Genomic DNA, 5,728 nt, shown 5'->3' with positions numbered 1-5,728 from the left:
CACCTCCGAAGCAGTGCCCGATCATAGCATAATCGGGAGTTTTCACACAGCCTCGGGCCGAGAGCGGATCACTATCCAGATCAGCCATACCGTAGCGGTCGGCCTGCAGCGCGCAGCAGCGATCAGGCGGCGCCGATCAGAACAGATCGACTTCGCCGTGATTTTGATGGGCAGCGACGCCGGACAGGGCGGGCAAGCGCAATTCGTCAAGTGACAGGCTCGACCAGATCTCGTCAAACACGCTTTCGGGCGTTGAGGCAGGCAGCAGAGCAAACTGACGCGTTGCCAATGCCAGATTGTGGCATCGCTGCTCAATGCGATCCTGGCCCTGCAAGGCGATCACGATCATCTGGACGGCGTCGCGGACCGATGCGTCCTTGTTCAGCTTGCTGTCTGAAAGAATTTCCAGCGCCTCGGCAATGCCTTCCAGCATCGATGCCGATTGGCGCGCGGTCTCGTCGAGTTCTTTGGCGAGTTTGTGCAGTGACATACAATGTGATCCTAGCCTTGGGCTGCAGAATACCCTGACATTCCTAAAGCAGTTGTTGCAAAACACCGGTCTTGTGCCGTCCATGGTCGACGTAGTTAGCAATCGGCTAACGAGTCTGGCGCTAGGGTGGATTCGTTGACGGTACTCGGGTTTGAATGCGCTAGATGACATTGGTGAATGCATTACCTCCCGAATTTGATCGTGGCGTGGTTACGACGGTTCATCAGGGCGACTGCCACGTTTCAAACGCGGTGGACCTGACCCTGTCCACCGTTCTGGGCTCGTGCATCTCCGCTTGCGTTCGCGACACGGTTGCCAATGTCGGGGGGATGAATCACTTCCTGCTGGCTGAGCAGTCGGGTGCCGCCAAGGACCGCTATGGTGCCTCGGCACGATATGGCGCCTTCGCCATGGAGCAGTTGATCAACAAGGTTCTCAGCCAGGGCAGCGGCCGCAAGTCGAATCTGGAAATCAAGGTGTTTGGGGGCGGCAAGATCAATGCGGCGCTTGATGATGTCGGGCGCAAGAACATTGATTTCGTGCATGAGTTCCTGGCTGCTGAAGGCTATGTTTCGGTCAGCGAGGACGTGGGTGGCAACTATGCCAGACGCGTGCTGTTCAAACCGCATTCTGGCCGCGCCTTCGTGAAACGACTCGACAATGCCTCCGGTGCCAATGTGGCCCGTGAAGAAATTGCGCTCGCCAAGCGCCACGTGATCATTCCGGCACCAATAACCGACATCGAATTGTTCTAGTCATCGGCGCGGCGGCGGTCGACGAAAAGGACCAGTCTTTGCGAATACGCAGCGCCGATGAGGCTGGCCAATCCAAAGACTTTCAAAAATGAGTGCCGATCTGGGGGCGCATTTACGCAATCTAAGTAATGCAAGCCCCACTATGGCCCAACCCTCAATCGGGGGCGTGTCGACGCTGAGTCGGTTGACCGGGCGATTGACGTGGGGCGAACGCTTAAACGGGTGCCCAAAACGGGCGGTCGGGACAATTGGGATGGGCGGCATGGAACAAGGGGAAATTTCCCTTAGCGAACGTGAATTTGCGCGGGTCAAGAGCCGGGTTTATCAGGTCGCAGGAATCTCGCTCAGCGACGCGAAGCGGACACTGGTCATCTCCCGGCTGTCCAAGATCGTGCGCAATTTGGGCCTGCCCAGTTTTGATGCCTATGTCGACTTTCTGGAGCGCGGCGGATCGGCCCAGAATGGGCAGGATTTTGTCAACGCGCTGACCACGAACCTGACCCGCTTCTATCGCGAAGACCATCACTTTGACCATCTGCGCAAGCATGTGCAGACGCTGCTGGCGACCAAGCCACGCGGCAGCCGCCTGCGCATCTGGTCGGCGGGCTGCTCGACCGGGCAGGAACCCTATACCATCGGTATGGATCTGCTGGGTGCGTTCCCCGACCTCAAGCGCTGGGACTTCAAGATCCTGGGCACCGACATCGATACGGCTGTGCTCGAAAAGGCGGCGCATGGGGTGTATCCCGAAAGCGAGTTGAGCGGGTTGTCGCATGAACGGGCGGCGCCGCTGGTGCGACCCGGCGATGGCACCATCAGGATACCCGATGCGGTTCGGGCGCTCGTCTCGTTCAAACCGCTCAACCTTATTGGCCCGTGGCCGATGCGGGGGCCATTCGACGCCATCTTCTGCCGCAATGTGGCGATCTATTTTGACAAGGCCACGCAGGGCGAAGTGTTCGGCCGCTTCAGCCAGTTGATGGCGCCTGAGGGCTTTCTCTATATCGGCCATTCGGAAAACCTGGGCTCGGGTGGCGACGGATTCCGCTTGGTGGGCAAGACAATCTATCAATCCAAGCTCAAACTGAACAAGCGGGAGGCAGCATGAGCATCAAGGTCCTCGTCGTTGATGATTCGGCGCTCATTCGTGAGGTGCTGACACGCATGCTGTCGCGCGATGGCGATATAGAAGTGGTGGCCACGGCTACCGATCCGATCGATGCGCGCGAGAAGATCAAGCAGCTCAACCCCGACGTGGTGACGCTGGACATTGAAATGCCCAATATGAACGGGCTGCAGTTTCTCGAGAAACTGATGCGCCTGCGACCGACGCCGGTGGTCATGGTGTCGACGCTGACCACCAAGGGTGCCAGCGAAACACTGCTGGCGCTGGAACTGGGCGCGGTGGACTTTGTTGCCAAGCCGAGCGCAGAATTTGCCGGCGGCATCGAGGCGTTTGGCGTGGGGCTGCGCGACAAGATCCGCGCGGCGGCCAAGTCCGACGTGCGGGGTCGCTCGGCCTCGCGGGCCGAGGTTCCCAAAATGGCGGTCAAGACCGCAGCGGGTCCCCATGGGGCACTGATTGCCATTGGGGCCTCGACGGGCGGCGTTGAAGCCATCCGCACGGTGCTGACGCAGATGCCCGCCGACTGCCCGCCCATTGTCATCGCCCAGCACATGCCGTCTGGCTTCACTGCCCGGTTCGCCGCGCGTCTCGATGAACTCTGTGCGCTCACCGTGGTGGAAGCTGATGACCGCATGGTCCTGCTGCCTGGCCACGCCTACATCGCCAAGGGCGACTATCATTTGCGCGTCGAGCGTTCGTCGGGACAGCTGAAATGCCGGCTGGCCCAGGATGGGCTGACCTCGGGCCACCGGCCCAGCGTCGATATCCTGTTTGAATCGGTTGCCAAGGCGGTTGGAAGCCTGGCGGTGGGGGCGATCCTGACCGGCATGGGACGTGATGGTGCGCGTGGTCTCAAGCTGATGCGCGATGCCGGCGCCTATACTGTGGGGCAGAGCAAATCATCGGCCCTGGTCTATGGCATGCCGCGCGTGGCCTTCGAAGAGGGTGCCGTTATGGAACAGGCACCGGTGGAAGATATTGCGGGCCGTCTGGCTAACGCCTTGGTACGGCTCAAATCGGCAGCATGAAGCCAGCTTGTACAATCGCAGTGCGGTGATTGAGAGATTTGTAACGCTTCTTGCCTAGTGTTTCTTCAAAGACCGGGACCGTCAGTTCCCGGGCACCAGGAAGGTGAATTCGACCATGCCTAAAGCCAGCGCAGTCAGTGTTCTCATCGTCGATGATCAGCAGTCCATGCGCGGTATCTGCAAGTACATCCTTACCCAACTTGGCTTCAAGGACATCATTGAGGCCAAGAGCGGCCGCGATGCCCTGGGCAAGCTGGAGAAATCCAATGTCGACCTGATCATTTCCGACTGGAACATGGAAGACATTGATGGACTGACCTTGCTCAAGGTGATCCGCAAGCATCCGCGCACGCAAGCCATGCCATTCATCATGGCGACTGGCCGTTCCGACAAGGAACAGGTCAAGGAGGCGATTTCGTTCGGCGTGAACAATTACATCATCAAGCCATTTGACGCATCGACGATGAAAAAGCGTATCGAGGCGGTGATCGGGGCGCTGAGCTAACAGCTGCCGATGCCGACTGCGATACCAGGCCACCTTCGGGTGGCCATTTTCGTTTTCAGGCCTGGTCCTGCTCCGTTGGGGTGGCGGGAATTTGCCTGTAACGAGTGGTTAAGCTGCCACATGTATCGTTTGCACAGTCGGCTTCGGCCGAAAATGAGGGGGACGACCACCGCACTTCTAGCTGCAACATAATGCAGCCATTCGCCCATATTTCGAGCGGGTGGGAACGGTGGTCCGCATGAAAGCTGGAGTGTTTGATGGGATTTCTACCGCAACTGAAGATCGCCCAGAAGCTACCGCTGGTGCTGGTCGGCTCCGCCCTGGTGGTGGGGGCTGGGGTTGGCATTGCGAGCTATCTCATCGGACTGAACACGGTGCAGCAGCAGCGCAGCCAATCGGTGGCGGCGTCGTTGACCACCGCCGTCTCGCTGGTCAGCGACTATTACACCAGCGCTGAGGTCGATCTACGATTGTTCGTGCAGCGTTCGGACACTGCGGCGGCCATGAAGAACCTCACCCGGTCGCTTGATGAACTGCGGATGGGCCTTGCTGAGCGCGCTGCCGCGCAGTTGCGGTCAGCCTACATTACCGACAACCCCGATCCAGAGAACCGCGCGGCGCTGGACAGCGCCAATGGCAAGGGCGCATCCTATGACGCGCCGCACAAGCGCTACCATCCCGGTTTCCGCACGCTGATGCAGGAGCGCGATTATTCCGACGTCCTGCTCATCAGTGCCGCGGGCGACGTCGTCTATTCGGTGGCCAAGAACGATGACTTTGCAACCAATGTCGTCACTGATGCGGCGATGGCCGCGACCGGGCTGGGGCAGGCCTTTGCGATTGCCAAGGGTCTCGATGATGGCCAGGCGGCCTTTGTCGATTATTCGACCTATGCCCCCACTGGCAGTGCCGAGAGCTTCATGGCGATGCCGGTCTATGACAAGGACGAAAAGTCCGGTGTCATGGTGTTCGCCATTTCGACCGATGCACTGAGTACGCGGATCTCGGCCCTGTCGGGGCTTGGCGAAAGCGGCGAAGTGGTGGTGGTCGGGGCGGATGGCCTGCTGCGCACCGAGTCACCGCGCACCGATGCGCCTGATGTGCTGCAGACTCCTCTCACCTCGGCGGTCATTGCGCGCGCCGTAGCCGGAGAGTCCGGAGAAGGCACCAGCACCGATTATCGTGGCAAGCCCATGATGGTGTATGCCGGCCCGGTCAGCGTCGGTAGCGTGACCTGGGCGGTCGCTGCTGTGCAGCCGCAGGACGAGGTGTTTGCGCCGGTCGACAATATGCGCAACATGATCCTGCTGGTGGGCGGGGCCCTGCTCGCCATTGCGGCACTTGTCGGATACTTCTTTTCGCGCAGCATCAGCCGGCCGATCAGCCGACTGACCACGACGATGGAGGCGCTGGCTGACGGCGACCTTGATATCGAGGTGCGCGGCGCTGACGGCACGGACGAGCTCGGCGCGATGGCGCGTGCCGTTGAGGTGTTCCGCGAGAATGGTCTCAAGGTAGCGCAGATGACCGAGGCGGAAGCCGCCCAGATCATTGCCAGCCAGGCGGATCGAGCCGCCATGATGCAGGATCTGCAACGGGCCTTTGGTGCCGTGGTGGACGCCGCCATTGCCGGCGATTTCAGCCAGCAGGTGGGCGCCGAATTTCCTGATGACGAGCTCAACACCCTGGCGCGTTCGGTCAACAATCTGGTCGCGACGGTCAATCGTGGGGTGAGCGAGACGGGTGAGGTGCTGGCTGCCCTGGCCAATACCGATCTGACGCAGCGGATGGAAGGGGACTATGAGGGGGCCTTTGCCAAGCTCA

General features: G+C 60.2%; 6 protein-coding genes. 5 read left to right on the top strand and 1 reads right to left on the bottom strand.

Going from position 1 to position 5,728, the window contains the following annotated elements:
* Positions 1-136 precede the first annotated feature (136 nt).
* Positions 137-490 carry a hypothetical protein gene (locus ABFY71_RS18630; RefSeq protein ID WP_347947365.1) on the bottom strand — a complete coding sequence of 118 codons (354 nt, stop codon included), beginning with the start codon at positions 488-490 and terminating at the stop codon, positions 137-139.
* 164 nt (positions 491-654) lie between these two features.
* On the opposite strand from ABFY71_RS18630, the gene ABFY71_RS18625 reads away from it, so the two are divergent.
* From ABFY71_RS18625 to ABFY71_RS18605, 5 genes are all read left to right on the top strand, one after another.
* Positions 655-1,245: a chemotaxis protein CheD gene (locus ABFY71_RS18625; RefSeq protein ID WP_347947364.1), complete on the top strand. Its 591-nt coding sequence runs from the start codon at positions 655-657 to the stop codon at positions 1,243-1,245.
* 262 nt (positions 1,246-1,507) lie between these two features.
* Entirely contained in the window at positions 1,508-2,353 is an 846-nt protein-coding gene (locus tag ABFY71_RS18620; protein ID WP_305580793.1) for a CheR family methyltransferase, read from the top strand.
* On the top strand, positions 2,350-3,399 hold the full coding sequence (locus tag ABFY71_RS18615; RefSeq protein WP_347947363.1) for a protein-glutamate methylesterase/protein-glutamine glutaminase: 1,050 nt from the start codon (positions 2,350-2,352) through the stop codon (positions 3,397-3,399). Before ABFY71_RS18620 ends, ABFY71_RS18615 begins: the two co-directional genes overlap by 4 nt.
* 115 nt (positions 3,400-3,514) lie before the next feature.
* Positions 3,515-3,904: a response regulator gene (locus ABFY71_RS18610; protein ID WP_056233086.1), complete on the top strand. Its 390-nt coding sequence runs from the start codon at positions 3,515-3,517 to the stop codon at positions 3,902-3,904.
* Positions 3,905-4,161: 257 nt separating this feature from the next.
* Positions 4,162-5,728, top strand: a 1,567-nt coding sequence (locus ABFY71_RS18605; protein WP_347947362.1) for a HAMP domain-containing protein, incomplete at its 3' end; no start/stop codon positions are given.

Source organism: Devosia alba, from assembly GCF_039938915.1.
GTDB lineage: Bacteria > Pseudomonadota > Alphaproteobacteria > Rhizobiales > Devosiaceae > Devosia > Devosia alba.
Note: the sequence above shows the minus strand (reverse complement) of the source record. Positions and strands in the feature narration are given on the sequence as shown.